17 protein-coding genes are annotated in these 18325 nt (G+C 67.1%); 7 read left to right on the top strand and 10 right to left on the bottom strand.

Annotated features, from left to right (window positions below; genetic code table 11):
• The first annotated feature begins 31 nt into the window (after positions 1 to 31).
• The 3 genes from M5C98_RS08630 to efp all read left to right on the top strand — a co-directional run bounded on the left by M5C98_RS08630 (position 32) and on the right by efp (position 2768).
• The gene (locus tag M5C98_RS08630; RefSeq protein WP_272552193.1) at positions 32 to 931 is read left to right on the top strand and encodes a LysR family transcriptional regulator; all 900 of its coding nucleotides are present in this window, start codon (positions 32 to 34) and stop codon (positions 929 to 931) included.
• On the top strand, positions 928 to 2043 hold the full coding sequence (gene earP / locus M5C98_RS08625) for an elongation factor P maturation arginine rhamnosyltransferase EarP (RefSeq protein ID WP_272552192.1): 1116 nt from the start codon (positions 928 to 930) through the stop codon (positions 2041 to 2043). Before M5C98_RS08630 ends, earP begins: the two co-directional genes overlap by 4 nt.
• Before the next feature lie 170 nt (positions 2044 to 2213).
• Entirely contained in the window at positions 2214 to 2768 is a 555-nt protein-coding gene (gene efp / locus M5C98_RS08620; RefSeq protein ID WP_272552191.1) for an elongation factor P, read from the top strand.
• 110 nt (positions 2769 to 2878) lie between these two features.
• Here the strand turns inward: efp and M5C98_RS08615 are convergent, their stop codons facing one another.
• Complete coding sequence (locus M5C98_RS08615) at positions 2879 to 3448, bottom strand: helix-turn-helix domain-containing protein (protein WP_272552190.1); 570 nt, start codon at positions 3446 to 3448, stop codon at positions 2879 to 2881.
• 147 nt (positions 3449 to 3595) lie between these two features.
• On the opposite strand from M5C98_RS08615, the gene M5C98_RS08610 reads away from it, so the two are divergent.
• Together M5C98_RS08610 and M5C98_RS08605 are read left to right on the top strand one after the other, a co-directional pair.
• Positions 3596 to 4486, top strand: coding sequence for a DMT family transporter (locus tag M5C98_RS08610; RefSeq protein WP_272552189.1), 891 nt, complete (start codon positions 3596 to 3598; stop codon positions 4484 to 4486).
• 346 nt (positions 4487 to 4832) lie between these two features.
• Complete coding sequence (locus M5C98_RS08605; protein WP_272552188.1) at positions 4833 to 5294, top strand: hypothetical protein; 462 nt, start codon at positions 4833 to 4835, stop codon at positions 5292 to 5294.
• 90 nt (positions 5295 to 5384) lie between these two features.
• On the opposite strand, the gene rimO is transcribed toward M5C98_RS08605, so the two are convergent.
• The 3 genes from rimO to M5C98_RS08590 all read right to left on the bottom strand — a co-directional run bounded on the left by rimO (position 5385) and on the right by M5C98_RS08590 (position 8328).
• Positions 5385 to 6776 carry a 30S ribosomal protein S12 methylthiotransferase RimO gene (gene rimO, locus M5C98_RS08600; RefSeq protein ID WP_272552187.1) on the bottom strand — a complete coding sequence of 464 codons (1392 nt, stop codon included), beginning with the start codon at positions 6774 to 6776 and terminating at the stop codon, positions 5385 to 5387.
• A gap of 58 nt (positions 6777 to 6834) precedes the next feature.
• A complete protein-coding gene (gene phaR, locus M5C98_RS08595) occupies positions 6835 to 7362 on the bottom strand; it encodes a polyhydroxyalkanoate synthesis repressor PhaR (RefSeq protein ID WP_272552186.1) in 528 nt (175 codons plus the stop codon).
• A gap of 173 nt (positions 7363 to 7535) precedes the next feature.
• Positions 7536 to 8328, bottom strand: a protein-coding gene (locus M5C98_RS08590) for an IS5 family transposase (protein WP_272548219.1) whose coding sequence is annotated in 2 segments (ribosomal slippage) — positions 7536 to 8070 and positions 8069 to 8328 — 795 coding nt in all. Because the reading frame shifts where the segments join, the coding sequence is not laid out codon by codon here.
• A gap of 88 nt (positions 8329 to 8416) precedes the next feature.
• Here M5C98_RS08590 and M5C98_RS08585 point away from each other — a divergent pair.
• Positions 8417 to 8842 (top strand): surface-adhesin E family protein, encoded by a 426-nt coding sequence (locus M5C98_RS08585; RefSeq protein ID WP_272552185.1) that lies wholly within the window; start codon positions 8417 to 8419, stop codon positions 8840 to 8842.
• A 19-nt stretch (positions 8843 to 8861) separates the two neighbouring features.
• On the opposite strand, the gene M5C98_RS08580 is transcribed toward M5C98_RS08585, so the two are convergent.
• Complete coding sequence (locus tag M5C98_RS08580) at positions 8862 to 9782, bottom strand: alpha/beta hydrolase (RefSeq protein ID WP_272553216.1); 921 nt, start codon at positions 9780 to 9782, stop codon at positions 8862 to 8864.
• A gap of 182 nt (positions 9783 to 9964) precedes the next feature.
• Positions 9965 to 10834 carry a 2-keto-4-pentenoate hydratase gene (locus tag M5C98_RS08575; protein WP_272552184.1) on the bottom strand — a complete coding sequence of 290 codons (870 nt, stop codon included), beginning with the start codon at positions 10832 to 10834 and terminating at the stop codon, positions 9965 to 9967.
• Positions 10835 to 10910: 76 nt separating this feature from the next.
• Between M5C98_RS08575 and M5C98_RS08570 the strand changes: the two genes are divergently transcribed.
• The gene (locus M5C98_RS08570; RefSeq protein ID WP_272552183.1) at positions 10911 to 12047 is read left to right on the top strand and encodes an iron-containing alcohol dehydrogenase; all 1137 of its coding nucleotides are present in this window, start codon (positions 10911 to 10913) and stop codon (positions 12045 to 12047) included.
• Between the two features lie 37 nt (positions 12048 to 12084).
• Here the strand turns inward: M5C98_RS08570 and M5C98_RS08565 are convergent, their stop codons facing one another.
• The 4 genes from M5C98_RS08565 to M5C98_RS08550 all read right to left on the bottom strand — a co-directional run bounded on the left by M5C98_RS08565 (position 12085) and on the right by M5C98_RS08550 (position 18311).
• Positions 12085 to 13269, bottom strand: a complete 1185-nt coding sequence (locus tag M5C98_RS08565) for a patatin-like phospholipase family protein (RefSeq protein WP_272553214.1) — start codon at positions 13267 to 13269, stop codon at positions 12085 to 12087.
• A gap of 28 nt (positions 13270 to 13297) precedes the next feature.
• Complete coding sequence (locus M5C98_RS08560; RefSeq protein WP_272552182.1) at positions 13298 to 14122, bottom strand: HDOD domain-containing protein; 825 nt, start codon at positions 14120 to 14122, stop codon at positions 13298 to 13300.
• 43 nt (positions 14123 to 14165) lie between these two features.
• Positions 14166 to 16532: a Tex family protein gene (locus tag M5C98_RS08555; protein WP_272552181.1), complete on the bottom strand. Its 2367-nt coding sequence runs from the start codon at positions 16530 to 16532 to the stop codon at positions 14166 to 14168.
• Between the two features lie 327 nt (positions 16533 to 16859).
• On the bottom strand, positions 16860 to 18311 hold the full coding sequence (locus tag M5C98_RS08550; protein WP_272552180.1) for an FAD-dependent oxidoreductase: 1452 nt from the start codon (positions 18309 to 18311) through the stop codon (positions 16860 to 16862).
• Between the last annotated feature and the right edge of the window lie 14 nt (positions 18312 to 18325).

The raw sequence follows: 18325 nt of genomic DNA, 5'->3' as shown, positions 1-18325 counted from the left end.
CCGATGCGCTGGCGCATTACCATCGGCGCCCATGAAGCTGGACCCGATCTCCCTGCGCCTGTTCGTCGCGGTGATGGAAGAAAACGCCATCGCCCGCGCCGCGGCGCGCGAGCACATCGCCCCGTCGGCCGCCAGCCGCCGGCTGGCCGAGCTGGAGGGCACGCTGCAGGTGGAGTTGTTCAGCCGCAGCAACCGCGGCACCGCGCCCACCGACGCCGCCTATGCGCTGCTGAACATGGCGCGCGGCGTGCTCAACGAGCTCGATGGCATCGCCCTGCAGATGCGGGACTTCCGCGCCGGCGTGCGGGGCCACGTGCGCGTGGTGGCCAACATCTCGGCCATCACCCAGTTCCTGCCGGCCGAGCTGCCGGCCTTCATGGCCGCGCACCCGCAGGTCCAGGTGCGGCTGCAGGAGCAGATCAGCACCGCCATCGCCCATTCGGTGGCCGAGAACGCGGCGGACGTGGGCATCCTCAACCACGGCAGCTACGGCGAGCGCGTCGCCCTGCTGCCCTACCGCACCGACGAGCTGGTGCTGATCGCCCCCGCCGGCCATCCGCTGGCGCGGCGGCGCTCGGTGCGGCTGGCCGACGCGTTGCCGTTCGACTTCGTGGGCGTGCACCCGGGCAGCGCCATCAACAACCAGCTCACCCGCGCGGCGGCCGAGGCGGGCCTGCCGCTCAAGCTGCGCATCCAGGTGACCAGCTACGACGCGCTGTGCCTCATGGTGTCCGCCGGCCTGGGCGTGGGCGTGCTGCCGCGCGGCAGCGCCCAGCTGTACCGCGGCACCCTGGCCCTGCGGCCCATCACCCTGGCCGAGCCGTGGTCGCACCGGCAGCTGTCGCTGTGCGTGCGGTCCGGCGAGCCGCTCTCGCGCGTGGCGCAGCTGCTGGTGGAGCACCTGCGGGCGCCGGCCGGGGGCGACGCATGAGCCCTGCCCACCCCATGGCCTACCCCCTGCGCTGGGACCTGTTCTGCCAGGTCATCGACAACTACGGCGACATCGGCGTGTGCTGGCGCCTCGCCGCCGACCTGGCCGCCCGCGGCCACGCCGTGCGCCTGTGGACGGACGACGCCACCGCCCTGGCCTGGATGGCCCCCGCCGGCGCACCGGGCGTGCAGGTCCTGCCCTGGCCTGCGCAGGCCCCGCCCGACGGCCCGGGCGATGTGGTCATCGAGGCGTTCGGCTGCGAGATTGCTCCTAATTTCATAGCATCCATGGCATATTCCACTAGGGCATCAGGCCAAAAATGCCTTTGGATCAACCTGGAGTACCTCAGCGCCGAAAGCTATGTGGAGCGCAGCCATCGCCTGCCCTCCCTGCTGATGTCCGGCCCCGGCGCGGGCTGCACGCGCTGGTTCTTCTACCCCGGCTTCACCGGCGGCACGGGCGGGCTGCTGCGCGAGCCGGGGCTCTTGGCCCGCCAGGCCGCCTTCGACCGCGCCGGCTGGCGTGCCCGCCACGGCGTGGCGGCCGGGGCCTTCGCCGTTTCGCTGTTTTGCTACGAGCCGCCCGCACTGCCCTTGCTGCTTGACCAGTTGCGGCCGCATGCCGGCGCCCACCTGCTCGTCACCCCCGGCCGCGCAGCGGCGGCCGTTCAGGCGCTGGACCATCAGGGCCAAAATAGCCTCCAGCGCAATGAAGACGCCGGCAGTCTGCTATCGATTTCATACCTCGCACCCTGCCCCCAGCCGGCGTTCGACGAGATGCTCTGGGCCTGCGATTTCAACTGCGTGCGCGGCGAGGACTCGCTGGTGCGCGCCCTGTGGGCCGGCCAGCCCTTCGTGTGGCACATCTATCCGCAAGGCGATCAAGCCCACCACGCCAAGCTGCATGCGTTCCTGGACTGGCTGCAGGCCCCGCCCTCGCTACGGCGGTTCCATGCGCTGTGGAACGGCCTCGAACACGGCGGCGCCCTGCCCGCTCTGGACGCCGCCACGCTGCAGGAATGGCGCGCCACGGTGCAGGCGGCGCGCGCGCGGCTGCTCGCACAGGACGATCTGTTGACCCAATTGCTGGGGTTCGTGGCCGAAAAAAGCTAAAATCCACGGTTTTGCGCCAACCCAAGGCGGCACTTTCTGACGAAGTGACCAGCCGGCGCATCCCGCCGCGGAACATGCGCTGGCGCTCGGACCTTGCGCTGCACCCCTCAGGCAGCGCCCGCAGCGCCCCGGCGCGTAGAGCGGCTTCAACCCCAGCCCAGCAATCTGCTATGAAAATCGCTCAAGAAATCCGCGCCGGCAATGTGATCATGCACGGCAAGGACCCGATGGTCGTCCTGAAGACCGAATACGCACGCGGTGGCCGCGGCGCCGCCACGGTCCGCATGAAGCTCAAGAGCCTGATCGGCAACTTCGGCACCGAAAACGTGTTCAAGGCCGACGACAAGATCGACAACGTCATCCTGGACAAGAAGGAGTGCACCTACTCCTACTTCGCCGACCCGATGTACGTCTGCATGGACACCGAGTTCAACCAGTACGAAGTCGAAGCCGAGAACATGGGCGACGCACTGAACTACCTGGAAGACGGCATGACCGTCGAAGTGGTGTTCTACGACGGCAAGGCCATCTCGGTCGAACTGCCCACCAGCGTGGAACGCGAAGTCACCTGGACGGAACCCGCCGTCAAGGGCGACACGTCCGGCAAGGTGCTCAAGCCCGCCAAGATCGCCACCGGCTTCGAAGTGCCCGTGCCCCTGTTCGTGAGCCAGGGCGACAAGATCGAAATCGACACCCGCACGGGCGAATACCGCAAGCGCGTCTGATCGACCCGGATCCACAGACCCAAAAGGGCACCCGCTTCGGCCGGTGCCCTTTTTTCATTCCAATGGCATCGAAGAACCGGGCTGCCGCGGATGGCGGCCCCCATCCAGCGTCATGTGTGTTCGATCAGCATGACCGCGGTGGTGTGCGGTTCCAGCGCTTCGAACACGTGGGTCTCATCCGCTGAATAGCTGGCGTAGTCGCCCGGGCCCAGATCCACCACGTGCCCGACCGGCCCCAGCCGGGCTCGCCCGCTGCACAGCACGATGTGTTCGACCGTGCCCGGCAAGTGGCGCTCGGAGGTACGGGGTGGCCCGGGCTGGACGGCGACGCGATACAGATCGCGTTGGACCCCCGCCGGGCAAACCGCCAGGAGGGTCGCCACGTAGTTCGCCTGCTCCGAAGTCAGCGCCACGCCTTCGTTGGCGCGGATGACCTGCACATGGGTCCTGGGCTGGGCAATCAATTGCGTGACTTGCACATCCAGCGCGGTCGCCAATGCCCAGAGCGTCTCCAGGCTCGGATTGCCGACCCCCGCCTCCAGCTGAGAAAGCGTCGATTTAGCGACTGCGGCGCGTTTGGCGAGTTCCGATACGGACCAACCCAGGCGCTCTCGCTCGCGCCGGACGGCTGCGGCCAGAAGGCTGATGGGCGAAGGACTGCTGGGCACTGGATTTGGCATGATGGATTAATCAACATAAAGAACAATCGTTCGACTTGACGAACAATCGCGCGCTGTTCATCATAACGTTCACTCGTTCTTTTTAAAAAACAAACCGTCCTTTCAGCCGGGGCGCCTGAAGGCGGGCCATCCACAACGCGAAAACCTATGAACTCCAAGACTGCAGGAACGTGGGAGATGACTGCCGCCATGATCATCGCCGGAACGGTCGGCTGGTTCGTCCTCGAAACCGACATGCCTGCCGCCTCGGTCGTCTTCTGGCGGTGCGCGTTCGGGGCGGTGGCCATGGTGGCCGCCTGCCTGCTTTCGGGCCCGTCATGCAGCCGGGATATCAGCAAAAAGCAGATGGTTAAGGCCGCGCTCGGCGGTGTCGCCCTGGCGGCCAGTTGGGGCCTCCTGTTTGCGGCCTATTCGCAGGCATCGATCGCGGTGGCCACCGTGACTTACCACGTCCAGCCGTTCATCCTGGCCGGGTTCGGAGCCCTGCTCTTCCGAGAAAAGCTGACGGCCTCGCAAGGCGGATGGCTGGGCCTGGCGTTTGGCGGTCTCGTGCTCATCGTCGTCGGCGGACGGGAGTTCGGCCTGCATCCCTCCCATTACCTGGGCGGCGTCGGCTTGGCGCTGGCCGCCGCGTTTTTCTATGCCATTGCCGCAGCCATCACCAAAAGCCTCATCGGCATGGCGCCACGGCTGATCGTCCTGATCCAGCTGATCGTCGGCACGCTGCTGCTCGTTCCTTTCGCCACTTGGCCCAGTGCCGGGGCGGGCATTCATCCGTGGAGCTTGCTGCTGGCCATTGGATTCGTCCATACCGGCCTGATGTCCACGCTGCTGTACAGCGCCATTCAAAAGATATCGACGTCGATGGTGGGCGTCCTGTCGTTCATCTATCCCATCGTTGCCATCCTGGTGGATGCGTGGGCATTCGGTCATCGGCTGAGCCTGGTGCAGGTTGGCGGAGCGGCCGCCATTCTTGTCGCCGTGGCGGGGATGAACTTTGGATGGCGGATGGCTTCGCCTCGCACAGCGCAGCGATAAACGCACAGCGAACCGTGCCGCTGCGCGCGCCAACAGGCGGTGAAATCGGACCCCGGCATGCACAGGCTCAGGCGCAAGGGCTGGTTTCAGCGAAATTCAGGAGGATTCATGCAATCTTCAGAGCGCCGCGCCGAGCCCTTCCCGAAAATCCAATGACCGGAACGGTGGAAGAAACGGTGCAAAAACCGGCCGGCACCGCAACCTCCAGCAGCCAAAGAATTGGCGCCTGAACGCGGGGCCTGGCATCTTCGAAAACCCTCCGGTAGCGCCCTCGCAATGCGAACACCCCAAGGAGCCCCGAATGCATACAGCCCGCTTTTTCAAGACCCCTTTCGCGCTCTCTGCCATGGCCATGCTGATCGTGGCACCCGTCCTCAGCCGCCCGGCCAACGCCGCCGAATGCCGCGCCATGACTTCCGTGCAGCAAAGCGCTGTCTCGGCCAGTAACAACGCGGCTGGCGGCCACCTCAACCAGCACATCTTCGGTGCGACGCCTCCGGCTGGCTCCAGCCAGAAAGACAAGACCTTGTTCTCCAGCGTCGCGGAATACAGCGGCTTCTGGAACAACTACCAGGACCCGAAAAAATACAAGGGCGACGCCGTCGATTGCTCGGGCGCACATGCCCGGCAGAAGGTGACGGTCTACAGCGTGCTGAAAAAGGACCTGATCGGCGGCTTCAATTGCACGGCCGCCAACGCCAAAGGCGAATGCACGGCCAAAACGAAATCGCAGTTCTCCAACATCCAGCTCGATTTCGAAGTGGTCAAAGGCCAGTGGATCTTGTTGACGGCGTATCCGACCAACTAGCCCTCCCCCGCGTGGCCCCGCTCCGTGACGGTGCTTGGGGTCCTCGGCGCCCGCCTTGGCGGGCGGCCGCTGCACAGCCCAGGGGCTGAATCAGATCGGCACTGCGACCAGATCGTGCCCCTGCGTGCCGACGATGCGGGCCCGGGTGAACTCGCCCACCTTCATCGTCTTGCTGATCTTCTCGGGCGGCAACAGGTGCACCACGCCGTCGATCTCCGGCGCATCGGCATAGGTGCGGCCGGTGCCGCCCTTGCGGCCCAGCGCCGGTGCGGAATCGACCAGCACCTGCATGGTGGCACCCACCCGGCCGCGCAGCTTGGCGGCGGACACTTCCTCTGCCACGGCCATGAAGCGCGCGCGGCGTTCTTCCCGCAATTCCATTGGCAGCATGCCGGGCAGTTCGTTGGCCACCGCACCGTTCACGTCGCTGTAGGCAAAGCAGCCCGCGCGGTCGATCTGCGCCTCGCGCACGAAGTCCAGCAGGTGCTGGAACTCTTCTTCGGTCTCGCCCGGAAAGCCGGCGATGAAGGTGCTGCGGATGACGATCTCGGGGCAGGCCTCGCGCCAGCGCTGGATGCGCTCCAGGTTGCGCTCGCCGCTGGCGGGGCGCTTCATGCGCTTGAGCACGTCGGGGTGGCTGTGCTGGAACGGCACGTCCAGGTACGGCAGCACCTTGCCCGTCGCCATGAGGGGAATCACCTCATCGACGCTCGGGTACGGGTACACGTAGTGCAGGCGCACCCAAGCGCCGTAGGGCTCGGCGATTTCGCCCAGCGTCTGCACCAGCTCCAGCATGCGGGTCTTGACGGGCTTGCCGTCCCAGAAGCCGGTACGGTACTTCACATCGACGCCGAAAGCCGAGGTGTCCTGGCTGATGACCAGCAGTTCCTTCACGCCGCCTTCGAACAGGGCCTTGGCCTCGCTCAGCACGTCGCCGATGGGGCGCGAGACGAGGTCGCCGCGCATCGAGGGGATGATGCAGAAGGTGCAGCGGTGGTTGCAGCCCTCACTGATCTTGAGGTATGCGTAGTGCTTGGGCGTGAGCTTGATGCCCGCCACGCCGAAGCTGCCCGGCACCAGGTCGATGAAAGGATCGTGCGGCTTGGGCAGGTTCAGGTGGACGGCATCCATGACCTCCTGCGTGGCGTGGGGGCCGGTGACGGCCAGCACGCTGGGGTGCATCTGGCGCACCAGGTTGCCGCCGCCCTCGCCGGAGCGCGCGCCCAGGCAGCCGGTGACGATGACCTTGCCGTTCTCGGCCAGCGCCTCGCCGATGGTGTCCAGGCTTTCCTTGACCGCATCGTCGATGAAGCCGCAGGTGTTGACGATGACGAGGTCGGCACCTTCGAAGGTCTTGGAGGTCTGGTAGCCCTCTGCGCTCAGTTGCGTGAGGATCAGTTCGGAGTCAGTCAAGGCCTTGGGGCAGCCCAGGCTGACGAAGCCGACTTTGGGGATTTTCGTGGGGGAGAGTACTTCGCTCATCCCCCTATTGTCCCAGTTCTGGCCGCAGGGCCTTTCGGCGGGCCGCGCGGCGCGCTTTTCAGCGCTTGATACCGAAGGCGCCCAGCATCTGCTCGGTCTGCTTTTGCATCTGCTCCTGCATCTGCGTGAAGATGGCCTGGGACTGGTCCACATAGCTGCCCATGACGCCTTTGAACATGGGCGATTGCAGGTTCATGAACTGCGACCACATCTCGGGGGTGATGCCCTTGGACTGCTCGGCCATCTTGGTCTGGATGTCGGTGAACACCTGCACGTTCTTTTCAAGATAGGCGCCCATGAAGCCCTGCATGGCGTGGCCGTAGAAGCGGATGATGTTGGCCAGCACGGCCTCGGTGAACATGGGCGCGCCGCCGGCTTCCTCTTCCAGAATGATCTGCAGCAGGATGCTGCGCGTGAGGTCTTCGCTGGTCTTGGCGTCGCGCACCACCACGTGTTCGCCCGCCATCACGAGCTGCTTGACCTCGGCCAGGGTGATGTAGGTGGAGGTGGAGGTGTCGTACAGCCGGCGGTTGGGGTACTTCTTGATGATCCTCTGCTGTGCGGTCGAGGGGGTTGGGGGGGACATTGTTTCTGGCACAGCGGGCTCCTGGGGTGCGCGGGGCACCATGATTTGATGGTTTGCAGTGCAACAGATTTTAGGGAGCGCAGCGGCGCGCCCCTTCGCAGGATTACCCTGATGCGGCTTTGCGGCCTTGATCCAGGTCATTGCGGGGCGACGTGGATCGCATAAGAGCCTGTTCAAAGTCTTTTGAGCAGTAGCGCCAAGAACGCCAGGTGAATCAACTGCAGGCTGGTGTTGAGCAGTCTCTCGCAGTTCTTCCACAACCGCCGGTTCTTCTCCAGCCATGCAAAACTACGCTCAACCACCCAGCGTTGGGGCATCACCTTGAACGTATGCAGTTCACTGCGCTTGGCAATCTGCACCCTGACATGTCCGCCCAGAATGTCTTGGACGCCCTGAGCGAAAGGTTTACCCACATAGCCGCTGTCACACAGCAGGGTTTGCATCCGACCCAGAGCTGGTTTGCAGCGCTGCAGTGCCTGCAAGGCCCCTTTGCGGTCCGTCACCTCTGCTGTGGTCACCGCAATGGCATGCGGCAGTCCTTGGGTGTCCACTGCAATGTGGCGCTTGATGCCGGAGACCTTCTTGCCCGCGTCATAGCCCTTCGAGGCCGCCGTGTCCGTGTTCTTCACGCTCTGCGCGTCCACGATCAAGAACGCGCTGCAGGCGCTGCGCCCCAGTCTCTCTCGGACCACGCCAACCTGATTTTTTTAAAGCCTGCTGAAGCAGGCTGCCACCCTCACGCGGCTCACTCCAGATCGCAAAGTACGCGTGCACAGTGCGCCACTTGGGGAAATCCTCGGGCAGCATGCGCCACTGGCAACCGCTTCTGAGCAGGTACAGCACTGCACAGAACACCTCGTACAAATCCACCCTGCGCGGCGCAGTCTTCCTGCGCGCACTCTCCAGCAGCGGCTTGACGGTCTCGAATTGTTCGCGACTGATGTCGCTGGGATAGCTCTTTCTCACTTCCCGAGCTTCTCACACCCTCAGCGAGACTTTGAACAGGCTCTAAGATCCGGCGCTGTACCGTTTGCACCCCACCCTTGGAGGCTCCGTGTCCCCCCTGCGCCCTGCCCTGTTAGCCGCCCTGCTCCTGGCAGCCCAGGCCCATGCGCAAACCGACGAAGAATGGCTCACGATCCATGGCTTTCCGGATGACAGGGCGGGCGACCTGGTGCAGATCAATCCCACGCAGATTCCCTGGCAGAACCAGTTCACCATGGAAGTGCGCGTGTCGCGCAGCACCCAGCGCGCGAGCTACCGCAAGCACCCCTACCGCTCGTTCAGGGGCTTGGCCGTGGTCGATTGCGGCACGCAAAAAGGGTGGTATCTCGCGCTGAACTACTACGCGGAACCTGGATGGCAAGGCCCGGTGACGGCCCGCGAGGAATTCAAGGAAGACGAGGCGCCCGTGTCTTTCGCCGGCATGCCGGGCGAGCCGGCGCGCAAGCTGATCACCGCCTCCTGCAAGAAGCGCTGAGCCGGCACGGCCACCCCGCTCAGGCCAGCCCGAACGCCGTGCGCAGCGCCTGCGCCGCGTCCGCATGCGCCTGCCGGGCTTGCGTGATCGCGCGGCCCATCTTGATGAACTCGTGCGTCACGCCGCGGTAGATCTCCAGATCGACCGTCACGCCGGCGGCGCGCAGCTTGTCGGCATACGCCACGCCCTCGTCCACCAGCGGATCGCATTCGGCCAGCCCGATCCAGGCCGGCGCCACGCCATCGACGTCGGGCGCGTTCAGCGGGGCGAAGCGCCAGTCGTCGCGGTCTGCGGGCCCGCGCACGTAGTTGCCGAAGAACCAGGTGATGGCGGGCTCCTCCAGCACCAGGCCGTGGGCGAACGCAGTGTGCGAAGGCGTGTCCTGGTGCGCGGTGCAGCCGGGGTAGAACAGCAGCTGCAGCGCGAGCGGCAGGCCGGCATCGCGCGCCAGGATGGCATTGACGGCGGCCAGCGTGCCGCCCGCGCTGTCGCCCCCGACGGCGATGCGCGCCGGGTCGGCGCCTAGCGCGCGGGCCTGCGCGGCCAGCCACACCAGCGCATCCCACGCATCGTTGGAAGCCGTGGGAAAGCGATGCTCGGGCGCCAGCCGGTAGTCCAGCGACACCACCATGCAGCCCGCCAGCCGGGCCAGTTCGCGGCACAGCACGTCGTGCGTGGCCACGCTGCCGATGGTGAAGCCCCCGCCGTGCAGGTACAGCAGCACCGGCAGCGGCGCACCGCGCGTGGGGGCGTACAGGCGGGCCGGCAGGGCATGGCCGTCGCGGGCGGGGATGTGCAGGTCTTCCACGCGTTCGAGGGCGGCCTTGGGCACTTCGAGCACGCCGGCGCCGGCCTCGTAGGCGGCACGGGCCTCGGCCGGGGCCAGGGTGTGCAGGGGCGGCCGGCCGGCGCGCTCCATGCGGTCGATGACGCTGCGCATCTGCGGGGTGAGCCGGGCGGGGGATGGGGCGGAAGATGTCACGGTCGCGGGCCGCGCGGGGCGGCGAAGAAGAGAGGGCCAAAAGGACAAGCGCCCGATCATCCCGCAACTCGGCCGTGGGCAGGCGGGCCGGGTCATTAGACCCGGGCCGGCGTTCCCGGCCCTCGCTCAACGGCAGCGCATCACCGGAACGTCACGCGCACCGGCGCTGCGCCCGGCAGCCCGTCGAAGGTGGCGGTGACCGCCAGCCCCGGCTGCGGCGGCAGCAGCGCGGAGAACGACCCCAGGCTCACCAGATCGCCCGGCTGCAGGGTGAGGTCCTCCTTGGCCAGCGCCTCGGCCAGCCAGACGACGGCGTTGAGCGGGTGGCCCAGGATGTCGCTGCCCTTGCCGCCACCCAGCCGCGCGCCCTGGCCATCGGTGAGCGTCACCGCCATGTTCTGCAGCGCATCGACCATCGCATAGCGCTCCGCGCGCAGGCGCGGCACGGCGATGGGGGCGCCGGCCACGCCCAGCCGAGCCCCCACGTTGATGGCCGCCACGCCAGCCCCGTCGAGCTGCGGCGGCGCCTGCACCAGCAGGTCGGGCAGCTCGATGAAAGGGATGACCTGGTCGATGTGCTCCAGCACCTCCATCGGCGTGCGCGCATGGTTGATGGCGGCGCTCTTCACGCGCACCAGCATGTCGGCCTCGAACAGCGGGCGCGCGCCGAACGCCGCATCCACCACGGCGCCATCGCGCAGCACCATGCCTTCGTACAGCTTGCCCCACACCGGCTTGTCGGTGCCGAATCGCTTTTGCACCGCAGGGTTGGTCAGCCCGGCCTTGTAGCCCACCACCTTGCCAAGGCGCTGCGCCAGCAAGGCATTGAACTTGGCGCGGGTGCAGGCAGCATCGGCATCGCTCAGGGCAGGCAGGTTGGCGGCGGGGGTCTTGCCCGAGTAATGGGCGGCCATCTCGGCCACCTGGGCGTCGCTCAGGCATTCGGCCTGCGCGGTTGTCGCACAGGCGACCGCCAGCACGGCGGCGATGAGGGTTTGCTGCATGGCCATGGAGGGCTCCCGGTTGTAGATTGGCTGGCCGGCATGCTAACCAAACCGCGCCCTGCGCGCATCCTCGCAATCCACCATGGCCTTCATCTACTACGTCACCCAGATCCAGTTCGAATTCGGCGCCATCAAGCTCCTGAAACAGGAGTGCGACCGCGTGGGCATCACGCGCCCGCTCGTGGTGACCGACCCCGGCGTGAAGGCCGCGGGCGTGCTGCAGCACGCGCTGGATGCACTGGCCGGCGTGCCCGTGGCCGTGTTCGACCAGACGCCCTCCAACCCCACCGAAGCCGCCGTGCGCGCCGCCGTGCAGGTGTACCGCGACCAGGGCTGCGACGGCCTCGTCGCGGTGGGCGGCGGCTCGGCCATCGACTGCGCCAAGGGCATCGCCATCGCGGCCACGCACGAAGGGCCGCTCACGCACTACGCCACCATCGAGGGCGGCTCGCCGCGCATCACCGAGCGCGCCGTGCCGCTGATTGCCGTGCCCACCACCGCCGGCACCGGCAGCGAGGTGGCGCGCGGCGCGATCATCATCGTGGACGACCACCGCAAGCTTGGCTTCCACTCGTGGCACCTGGTGCCCAAGATGGCCATCTGCGACCCGGGCCTGACCCTGGGCCTGCCGCCCGCGCTGACGGCGGCCACCGGCATGGACGCGATCGCGCACTGCATGGAGACCTTCATGTCCTCGGCCTTCAACCCGCCGGCCGACGGCATCGCGCTGGAGGGGCTCACGCGCGGCTGGGCGCACATCGAACGCGCCACGCGCGACGGCAGCGACCGCGAGGCCCGCCTGAACATGATGAGCGCAAGCATGCAAGGCGCGATGGCGTTCCAGAAAGGGCTGGGCTGCGTGCATTCGCTGAGCCACAGCCTGGGCGGCGTGAACCCGCGGCTGCACCACGGCACGCTGAACGCGGTGTTCCTGCCCGCCGTGGTGCGCTTCAACGCGCAGGACCCCGCCGTGCAGAAAGACCGGCGCCTGGAGCGCATGGCCCACGCCATGGGGCTGGCGTCCGCGGGCGACATTCCCGAGGCCATCCGCGACATGAGCGCGCGGCTGGGGCTGCCCACGGGCCTGGCCGCGATGGGCGTGACCGAAGCGCTGTTCGGCGCCGTGATCGAAGGCGCCATGGCCGACCACTGCCACAAGACCAACCCGCGCGAGGCCAGCGTGGACGACTACCGGGCGATGCTCGCCGAATCGATGTAGCCACGGGGCCCCAGCGCCGGCCAGCGGCGGCCGAAGGTCAGAGCGGCAGCACCACCGCCGGGTCGGGCCGGCGCAGCCATTCGGCGAACTCGTCGGCCAACTGGCGGCTGGCCGAAGTGGCCGCGCTCCACGCGCGCACGCGGGCGGCCAGGTCGCTGCCGTAGTGCAGGAAATCGTTGCGGTCGGGCAGCTTGGCGTTCGGCAGCGTGCGCACCCAGTCGGGGTGCGGCGACAGCACCACCATGCGGTCCAGCGCGGGCGTGGCGCGGTGGCGCCAGCGCAGGCCCTTGTCCAGCCAGCCGGGCACCACGCTCTGCTGGAAATGCGGGTACAGCACCAGGGCGCCGGGGGGATCTGAGTGTTTTTGGCCTCCAGCGCAATCAGTACTAGGGCATATAGCTATATTTTTTATAGCATCCATCTTCTCGATGTCCGCCAGTGGCCGGTAGCGCAGATGCAGGTGGTAATCGGTCAGGCCGCCGTCCCAGTAGGCGCCGGCCGGCGCACCCGGAATGTCGTGCACCGCCTGCAGAACGAAGGGGATGGAGCAACTGGCCTGCAAGGCCGGAAGAAAGTTCGCCTCCGTCAGCGCCACCTGCCGCGTGGGGTAGTCGCTGGTGGCGAACGGCAGCGCCGCCATGGCGGCACCGGGCGCTTCGCCAGCCGGCCCGGACAACACCACCCGCTCCAGCCACCACCCCAGCGCCCGGCGGTGCACCGCGTTGGCGGCGAACGCCCCCAGGTAGCCGAGCGGCGTGGCCAGGCGGCGCTCGCGCGACAGCAGGTGCCGCCCGCGCGAAGCCACGATGTGCAGCCGCCAGCGCGGGTGCGCCAGCAACGGCCCCACCTGCCCGGCGTAGAAATCGCGCAGCCCCTGCCCGAACTGCCCGCTCACCTGCGCAGCCGTGGGGCGCTGGCGGCCGGGCGGCGGCGCGTAGTGCTGGTGGATGTAGGCGCGCTCCAGCCGCTCCAGCGCGGCCACGGGCGAATCCAGGCAGGCGGTGGCCATGCGCCAGGCGCCGATCGAGGCGCCCACCAGATGCACCGGCTGGGTAGAGCCTTGCAGCCAGTGCCCGAACACGAAGCGGTCCAGCGGCCCGAGGACCAGCCCCTTGGGCCCGCCGGCCGCGGCCGGGATCACGCCGATGTCGGCGGGCTGCAGGCCGTGCCGGGCGATGTGCGCCCGCGCCAGCGGTCCCGCGTGGATGCGCAGCGCCTTCATCGGCCGGGGCACCGGCGGGCCGCGGCGTTCACACGTAGTCGCCCGGGTCGGGGCGCACGGTCCAGTCGATCGGGTCCTGCTGCAGCACCATGTCGATATCGAGCCCCAGCGCCAGCCCGACCTCGCCGGGAAACGACACCGCCAGCTCCTTCTCGCCCAGCGCTGCCTCGCGGGCCCGCACGCGCCAGGCAGCCAGGTGCAGCACGCCGGCCAGCGGCTCGTACACGCTGTTCTCGAACGGCGCGCTCTGGTACTGCAGGGCATCCACCACCACCTGCGGCAACTGCCAGCGGCGCGCCATGCCGGCGCTCACCTGCGAGTAGCAATAGCCCAGCAGCCGCTGCTCCAGCTTGGAGCGGCGCGGATCGAAGGGGCCGACCAAACGGTTGATGGACTGCACGCGCTCGGGGTTGCCCAGGTGCAGCAGCAACTCGCCCACGCCGTGCAGCAGGCCCGCGGTGTATGCGGCGATCTGGTTGTGGTGCACGCTGCCGGCCAGCGACCGCGCCAGCTTGGCGGTGTGCAGGCTGTAGCGCCAGAACTGCTGCAGGTTGACGCCCGGCACCGACCGCGAGGTGGTTCCCAGCGGCGCGGACGCCACCAGCGTGCGCAGCTGCTGCACACCCAGCAGCGACAGCGCCTCGGGAATGCCGCTGATCTGCTGCTGGGCCTGGAACGCGGGGGAATTGGCCTCTTCCAGCAGCCGTGCGGCCATGGCCGGGTCGGTGCCGAAGAGCTGCGTGACGCGCCGCAGGTTGGGCTCGGGCGCGGCCAGCTCGTTCATCAGCAGCGCCACCGCGCGGGGAATGCTCGGCAGCGCAACGGGAATCCCCAGCAGGGAGATGAGGTCCATGGAACGGCCGGAAGTAAGGTTCCGGCGATTATCCACGCAACTTTTACCGCTTATTACCTTGCAGCTTGGCGAAGGCCGAGGCCATGGCCGACTGGGGCGCGGGCTCGTTGCTGCGGCGCGGCGCCGGGTGCTGGCCGCGCCCCCCCCCTTCGAAGCGGTTTTCACGCGGGGCGCCCCGCTCGCCGCCACTGCGCGGCGGCGCGGCATCGAGCTTCATCGACAGGCCGATGCGCTTGCGCTCCACATCCACCTCCATGACCTTCACCTTCACGATGTCGCCGGTCTTGACCACCTCGCGCGCATCGTTGACGAACTTGTGGCTCAGCTGGCTCACGTGGACCAGGCCGTCCTGATGCACGCCCAGGTCGATGAAGGCGCCGAACTGCGCCACGTTGCTCACCGTGCCCTCCAGCACCATGCCTTCCTTCAGGTCCTTGATGTCTTCCACGCCGTCGTTGAAGCGCGCCACCTTGAAATCCGGGCGCGGATCGCGGCCGGGCTTCTCCAGCTCGCCCAGGATGTCCTTGACCGTGATGACGCCGAACTTCTCGTTGGCGAACAGCTCGGGCTTGAGCGTCTTGAGCATGTCGGCGCGGCCCATGATCTCAGCCACGGGCTTGCCGGTCTTTTGCATGATCTGCTCGACCACGGGGTACGTCTCGGGGTGCACGCCCGTCATGTCCAGCGGGTTCTCGCCGCCGCGGATGCGCAGGAAGCCCGCGCTCTGCTCGAAGGTCTTGGCGCCCAGGCCCGACACCTCCATGAGCTGGCGGCGGCTCTTGAACGCGCCGTTGGCCTCGCGCCAGCGCACCACGGCCTTGGCCACGCTGCCCGACAGGCCCGACACGCGGCTGAGCAGGGGCACGCTGGCCGTGTTCAGGTCCACGCCCACCGAGTTCACGCAGTCTTCCACCACCGTGCCCAGGGTGCGGGCCAGCTCGCTCTGGTTCACGTCGTGCTGGTACTGGCCCACGCCGATGCTCTTGGGGTCGATCTTGACCAGCTCGGCCAGCGGGTCCTGCAGGCGCCGCGCGATGGAGGCGGCGCCGCGCAGGCTCACGTCCACGTCGGGCATCTCCTGCGAGGCGTATTCGCTGGCGGAATAGACGGACGCGCCGGCCTCGCTCACCACCACCTTCTCGATGGCGCGCTCGGCCTTGGCGGCGAGCTTGATGAGGTCGGCGGCGAGCTTGTCGGTTTCGCGGCTGGCGGTGCCGTTGCCGATCGCGATCAGATTCACGCCGTGCTTTTCCACCAGCTTGGCCAGCGTGTGCAGCGAGCCTTCCCAGTCGCGGCGCGGCTCGTGCGGGAACACGGTGGCGGTCTCCACCAGCTTGCCGGTCGCATCCACTACCGCCACCTTCACGCCGGTGCGAATGCCCGGGTCCAGCCCCATCACCACGCGCGGGCCGGCGGGCGCGGCCAGCAGCAGGTCGCGCAGGTTGTCGGCGAAGACCTTGATGGCGACCTTCTCGGCGTCATCGCGCAGGCGGGCGAACAGGTCGCGCTCGGTGGAGAGGGAGAGCTTCACACGCCAGGCCCAGCCCACGCATTTGCGCAGCAGGTCGTCGGCGGCGCGGCCGGCATGGCTCCAGCCCAGGTGCAGGGCGATCTTGCCCTCGGCGATGCTGGGCTTGCCGGGCTCAGGCTCGACGGGAAGAACCAGCTTGGCTTCCAGGATTTCGAGCGCCCGGCCGCGGAACACGGCCAGCGCGCGGTGCGAGGGCACGCGGCCGATGGGCTCGTCGTACTCGAAGTAGTCGCGGAACTTGGAGACCTCGGGATCGGCCTCGTTCTTGCCTTCGACCTTCTTGCTGCGCAGCAGGCCCTCGGCCCACAGCCATTCGCGCAGCGACTGCACCAGCACGGCGTCTTCGGCCCAGCGCTCGGAGAGGATGTCGCGCACGCCGTCGAGCACGGCCGGCACGGTGGAAAAGTCGGCGCCCGGCTTGCCGTCGTCCAGCACTTCGGGGGGGCGGGTGAACGCGGCGGCTTCGGCGGCCGGGTCCAGCGTGGGGTCGGCGAAGAGCTTGTCGGCCAGCGGCTCGATGCCGAACTCGCGGGCGATCTGGCCCTTGGTGCGGCGCTTTTGCTTGAAGGGCAGGTAGAGGTCTTCCAGCTCCTGCTTGGTCGGCGCGCCCGCGATGGCAGCGCGCAGCGCGTCGGTCAGCTTGCCCTGCTCGTCGATGGCCTTGAGCACCGCGGCGCGGCGGTCTTCCAGCTCGCGCAGGTACGACAGGCGGGCCTCCAGTTCGCGCAGCTGGATGTCGTCCAGCCCGCCGGTCACTTCCTTGCGGTAGCGCGCGATGAAGGGCACCGTGGCGCCCCCATCGAGCAACTCGACGGCGGAGGCCACCTGCTGCTCGGTGACCCGGATTTCTGCGGCAATCTGCCGAATGATCTTCTGCATGCTGAAAACGCTCCCGAGGGCTCGGCTTTGGAAAAGCGGGCGAGTGTGCCACAGGCGCTCTTCGGACTGGACACGGCATCTCCGCCAAATTTTGTGAAATCGCGCCCATTCGCCATGCAACCAGAGCGCTGGGGCTGGCGTCGGCCTTCAAGGCCTTCGCCAGCCCTGGCTCACGGGAAAAGCACGTCATTTATTTTCCGTGACCATCCCCATGCAAGCCCCTTCATCCGTCCCTGAAAACGGAGCAAAGCGGCGGCGGGGCTTCAACCGCGCACAAAAGGTGAGCACTTCACCTGTGATTTTTAAAGCCCCGTCCATCACACAACATCACACTTCGGCAGTTTCGGCCGCTGGCTTGCGCGCCTGATCCCCGACTTCATAGAAGAGCTTGTGAACCGTCTCGTTGAAAGGCGCCTCCTTCAGACGGGACTGGATCATGGCATGCAGGGATTCGCCGCTGGCGTCCTGGTACACCGCAGCCTGTAGCAGCGTGCGCAAATACGTCTCCAGTTCGCGTGCCCGGCTGTACGGTAGCGGGCTGCGTGGTTCCTGGATGAACGCCACGAGATCGCGCACACCCACATCGAGCAAACGCTCCACATCCCAGCCGTTCTGCTTTTGCTCGGTAAGCACCGAAAACGGATTGCCCTGGTATGGCGAGACGCACAGGCCCAGTTCCGAAGCGATCATTGCAGCCACCAGCGGTGCCATCAGCACCCCGTTGCGATACGTACCAGTGGCGATGTAGAGGTTTGGCACCCGGGTCTGGCCAACAAGAGGGCGTTTGAACGCTGCAATCGGCCGAAAGCCGACACGAATCTGTTCGATCCGACTGGTGCGAATGTCCGTGTTGATCTGGTGGATCGCTTCATCGAATAGGCCGTGCAGTTCGCCAGGCTGGACTTTGCGTTCTGCCATCTCGTCAACGCCGGTGAAGTTGGTGGCACCGAGGTATAGCTCCCCGCTTTCAGGGCGTGGCACCAAATGGATGCCGCATGCAAAAGTGCGGTTCGGCGTTCGGATGGTGTGCGCTATCGCCGGGCCGCCGCTGATCAGGCATGACACGCCCTTGCCGAAACTCAATGCAGGCAGTGCCGCGTCCTCCACCAGCGAAGGATCGAGGCACTCGAGCGAGCGGGAACCATTCGCCAGCACAACAGCATCTGCCACCAGCGTGGTGCCGTCCGAAAGCGCGACGGCCCACGACAGACCATCGGGGCTTGCCCGCAAGACCGACTTGTCGAGATGCCGATACGTATTGCACCGGCCCAGCGCCAGTTCCATCGCATCGAGCAGCTCCCCTGAGTTGACGGCGTGCTCGTTCTTCAAATGCAGGCAAAGCGCTGGCGCATGGACCGGACTGGGCTTGAGGCCGGGCACATCGCTGGGCTCGATCCACTCGGCCGGCTCGCCGCGAAGGACCGCCTCTTGCTCCATTCTCCGGATGCAGTCGCGATCACGTGCCCCCTGGTTATTGGCAATGATGATGGTGCCCTCGACCTGCGACACGCGAGCACCTGACCGTTCGCGAACCCGAGCGAGCCATGCCGGGTAATAGCGCTGGGCCGAGAGACGAAAATCGAACTCCGCCATTTCTTCGGCGCCATCGTCAGCAGACAGTTCCCCGAATGCCCCGAGCATGGCGCCCGCTGCGCGCGACGCCGACAACGTATCGCCGGTCCGCGGAAAAACATTGGTCACATTCACACCATGGTCGCTCAATTCCAAGGAAATGGAGAGACCCAGCATCCCGCCGCCGATTACTACGATATTTTTCATGATTCTTTTTTCTT

The sequence above is a fragment of the Acidovorax sp. NCPPB 3576 genome, assembly GCF_028473605.1.
Classification (GTDB): Bacteria; Pseudomonadota; Gammaproteobacteria; order Burkholderiales; family Burkholderiaceae_C; genus Paracidovorax.
This window is presented reverse-complemented; position numbering and strand designations above follow the sequence as displayed.

Excerpts from the sequence above, each read along its gene's own strand:
- M5C98_RS08630 (WP_272552193.1), top strand. The coding sequence starts at position 32 with ATGAAGCTGGACCCGATCTCCCTGCGCCTGTTCGTCGCGGTGATGGAA.
- earP (WP_272552192.1), top strand. The coding sequence starts at position 928 with ATGAGCCCTGCCCACCCCATGGCCTACCCCCTGCGCTGGGACCTGTTC.
- efp (WP_272552191.1), top strand. The coding sequence starts at position 2,214 with ATGAAAATCGCTCAAGAAATCCGCGCCGGCAATGTGATCATGCACGGC.
- M5C98_RS08615 (WP_272552190.1), bottom strand. The coding sequence starts at position 3,448 with ATGCCAAATCCAGTGCCCAGCAGTCCTTCGCCCATCAGCCTTCTGGCC.
- M5C98_RS08610 (WP_272552189.1), top strand. The coding sequence starts at position 3,596 with ATGAACTCCAAGACTGCAGGAACGTGGGAGATGACTGCCGCCATGATC.
- M5C98_RS08605 (WP_272552188.1), top strand. The coding sequence starts at position 4,833 with ATGGCCATGCTGATCGTGGCACCCGTCCTCAGCCGCCCGGCCAACGCC.
- rimO (WP_272552187.1), bottom strand. The coding sequence starts at position 6,776 with ATGAGCGAAGTACTCTCCCCCACGAAAATCCCCAAAGTCGGCTTCGTC.
- phaR (WP_272552186.1), bottom strand. The coding sequence starts at position 7,362 with ATGTCCCCCCCAACCCCCTCGACCGCACAGCAGAGGATCATCAAGAAG.
- M5C98_RS08580 (WP_272553216.1), bottom strand. The coding sequence starts at position 9,782 with ATGCGCAGCGTCATCGACCGCATGGAGCGCGCCGGCCGGCCGCCCCTG.
- M5C98_RS08575 (WP_272552184.1), bottom strand. The coding sequence starts at position 10,834 with ATGGCCATGCAGCAAACCCTCATCGCCGCCGTGCTGGCGGTCGCCTGT.
- M5C98_RS08570 (WP_272552183.1), top strand. The coding sequence starts at position 10,911 with ATGGCCTTCATCTACTACGTCACCCAGATCCAGTTCGAATTCGGCGCC.
- M5C98_RS08565 (WP_272553214.1), bottom strand. The coding sequence starts at position 13,269 with ATGAAGGCGCTGCGCATCCACGCGGGACCGCTGGCGCGGGCGCACATC.
- M5C98_RS08560 (WP_272552182.1), bottom strand. The coding sequence starts at position 14,122 with ATGGACCTCATCTCCCTGCTGGGGATTCCCGTTGCGCTGCCGAGCATT.
- M5C98_RS08555 (WP_272552181.1), bottom strand. The coding sequence starts at position 16,532 with ATGCAGAAGATCATTCGGCAGATTGCCGCAGAAATCCGGGTCACCGAG.
- M5C98_RS08550 (WP_272552180.1), bottom strand. The coding sequence starts at position 18,311 with ATGAAAAATATCGTAGTAATCGGCGGCGGGATGCTGGGTCTCTCCATT.